Raw genomic sequence first — 2,674 nt, forward strand, 5'->3', positions numbered from 1 at the left:
GAGGCACTTGAAGCCGTAGTCAATAAGTAAATTATTTCGAAAACAGTACACTAGATCTGTTTTGCGATTATTTCGAAACACCGCTGAATGCCGATGGGGAGCGCTACTACTTCCGCCAGCACCAGATGCGCCGTTTTTTCGCCATGCTGTTTTTCTATTGCGGTAGCTTTGCCAAGCTCGACACCCTGCAATGGATGCTTGGCCACACCGATCCCAAGCACGTGTACAAATACATCACGGAATCGACCGATGGCGCAGTGTTGGCCAGCGCAAAGGCCCAGCTGGTGGCGGAGGAATTGCATCAGGGGAATCTGGATAATTTTATCGAGCTCACACAGCTGCTAAAGAAACGGTACGGCACAGAGAAATTCACCCTCATCAGCACCCATGATCTGGAAGACCAGATTCTGGAGCTGATGGAAGAGGGTTGGATCGAGATTGAGCCCGAGTTTTTTACCGACCACCAAGGCAACAAATTCAAGATTGTAGCGCGCCTCAAGCGCGCCCCGGAGGCGGCATGAGCAAAGGTATTTCCCTCGCCACACGCGCCATTCCAGCCGTACGTGGACTCCACACCCTGCTGATTGAGGCCATTAAACGGCCCCAGCAGTATCACTCCGATCGAGAGCTGCGCGAGGCGCTGAAGAGCCAGGGGGGGATTGCAAAACTTGAGCGCACGGTCACCAGCCAACGCGGCGAGTCTCTGCCAATCTTTGCAATGAGCCTCAACTCCTTGAAAACCTACGCCAATGCTAATTTGCCAGGCGGATTCAGGGCCCTTAACGAACTTAGACTAAAGGCCGCTGAGGCTCTTGAATTTTCGGAGAAACGAGGGGAGCGCGCCAACAAGCGCACCAGGACTGGGCTGGCGCTCAAAGTAGCGCAGCTGGAACACGAACTAGAGCTACACAGGCAAACCAACATGCTGTTGCTGAAGGCGCTGTCCGAATCCTTGGATTGGTTTGTGAATATACGCGACGCTTCGAGTGATCAGTACAGGGCAAAATTCACCCAAGATGCCACAGAAACGGTACGAGCAATCCTGAGTATGGCAATGCCTCCGTTCAATACCGTGCAAGCGGTCTCCGAAGCACCGGCCCCGTCCGCCGATGTCACAAACATCAATGATTACCGTAAGGGCTAAACCATGGAAACCGTGACCAGTCGACAGCTTCATTCGCTGCTGGGCGATTTTCAGCTTTTCAGCCATTACTCAGTGGGTCGCACAAGCACCCGTGACGCCTCCAACATGTCGTTTTTGTGTTGGCCAAACGGTTCGCCCTGCCTCATTGGCAACTTGTACATGCAGAGCTTGCTGAATAGCCGAGGCCGCACTCGGAATGGGCTGTCTCGCAAAGGCCGAAAAGGTGGTTCGATGGGTGGTTACGCCGGCATGGTTGGGCAGCTCCTAAAGCGTTGCTACCGCGACCAGATCGACCCGATCAACCTCACTGACAAAACATTCTCAGACTACATCACGGAAATTCGAAAGGAAGCTGCTGATTACAATCCTGCGCAGCCCAAGAAAACCCAAAACAGTGTCATCGCCACCGGCAAGGTCTGGCTGGACTTCTTGGTATTTGTAGGCAATTTTTACCGCAACAAACAGTTCGTATCGGAAGTAGGCACGATACGAGCGCGTGAGGAAAAGTACTACATAAAAGTCCGGGGAGGCAAAAGCATTGCCAAGACCTACCTCTGGCATTATTCCTTCGGAGAGCCGCATCGAGAGCATCATCGCGATCCAATTACCAGTGAGCAGATCAAACTTCTGAAGAAGGCCAACCGGAAGGACAATGCTTCAGACTTTGTAAAAGCGCGTCGCCAAGTGATGCTCGACATGTTCACCGACACGGGCGCGAGACGGACAGAGCTCGCCAATCTCAAAGTGGAGGACATCCGTAATGCTCTCGCTCTGCCAGAGCCTATGCTGCGCATGGATACGCTAAAGCGGGAAGACGGTGCTGAGCGTTTCGTGCCGGTCTTCAAACAGATGCTTCGCAAAGTAGATCAGTTTATCGACGGAGAACGACGCAAGCTAATGCGCAAGGTTTATAAGGGTGGAAAAGATCATGGATTTGTATTTGTCTCGTCCCGTACTGGTAAGCCGCTAAGCAGTGCTGCCTTTTCGAACGAGATTCTCGCGTTGCGAAAACTTGCGGGCATAGAATCGCAGGTGTGCGCGCACATGTTCCGGCACGCCATGATCACTCGCGTATTTACTAATTTTATCGCGCGTCACGAGTTGAACAATCCTGATGATTTTCGGCGTGCGCTGCTGGACACCCAAACGTTTATCGCGGAGGTTATTTCGTGGACAGGTCATCTGGATACCAAGTCGGTTGAGTATTACATCAACTTGGCGTTTAGAGATCTGGCCAACTACACTGAAACACTGAGCTCCGCGCACCTGACGATGGCAATGGACAAGTATTTTGCGCTGGAGGAAGAGCTTATGGAACAGCTGGAAGAAGGTATGTCGGTGGCTGAGTACCGTAAGCAGTTGAAGGAGCTGAAGGAGCTGGCGCAGCAGGATTTCGATATTGCCGAAAAGCGTTCGTCGTCCTTGAATAAGCATTGACTGTCAGAAACTCATCAATACCATACCATTCGGCTACCCTAAGGAAATCCTGAAGAAGACTTCCAAATATGGTGAAATACGCCGATCCCGTTG

The 2,674-nt window shown here is 52.0% G+C and carries 3 protein-coding genes; all 3 read left to right on the forward strand.

Annotation, left to right across the window (positions count from 1 at the left end; genetic code table 11):
• Positions 1-125: 125 nt before the first annotated feature.
• Genes ACW9H9_RS28380 through ACW9H9_RS28390 form a run of 3 tightly spaced genes read left to right on the forward strand, consistent with a single transcriptional unit; the run spans position 126 to position 2,581 of the window.
• Positions 126-521 carry a hypothetical protein gene (locus ACW9H9_RS28380; RefSeq protein WP_457346668.1) on the forward strand — a complete coding sequence of 132 codons (396 nt, stop codon included), beginning with the start codon at positions 126-128 and terminating at the stop codon, positions 519-521.
• Positions 518-1,144 carry a hypothetical protein gene (locus ACW9H9_RS28385; RefSeq protein ID WP_457346669.1) on the forward strand — a complete coding sequence of 209 codons (627 nt, stop codon included), beginning with the start codon at positions 518-520 and terminating at the stop codon, positions 1,142-1,144. Before ACW9H9_RS28380 ends, ACW9H9_RS28385 begins: the two co-directional genes overlap by 4 nt.
• Positions 1,145-1,147: 3 nt before the next feature.
• The gene (locus ACW9H9_RS28390; protein ID WP_330758366.1) at positions 1,148-2,581 is read left to right on the forward strand and encodes a tyrosine-type recombinase/integrase; all 1,434 of its coding nucleotides are present in this window, start codon (positions 1,148-1,150) and stop codon (positions 2,579-2,581) included.
• Positions 2,582-2,674 lie beyond the last annotated feature (93 nt).

It is taken from the genome of Pseudomonas sp. SDO5215_S409, assembly GCF_054071325.1.

What these genes read in the sequence shown, in the direction of transcription:
- ACW9H9_RS28380 (WP_457346668.1), top strand. Translation starts at nt 126, where the DNA reads ATGCGCCGTTTTTTCGCCATGCTGTTTTTCTATTGCGGTAGCTTTGCC.
- ACW9H9_RS28385 (WP_457346669.1), top strand. Translation starts at nt 518, where the DNA reads ATGAGCAAAGGTATTTCCCTCGCCACACGCGCCATTCCAGCCGTACGT.
- ACW9H9_RS28390 (WP_330758366.1), top strand. Translation starts at nt 1,148, where the DNA reads ATGGAAACCGTGACCAGTCGACAGCTTCATTCGCTGCTGGGCGATTTT.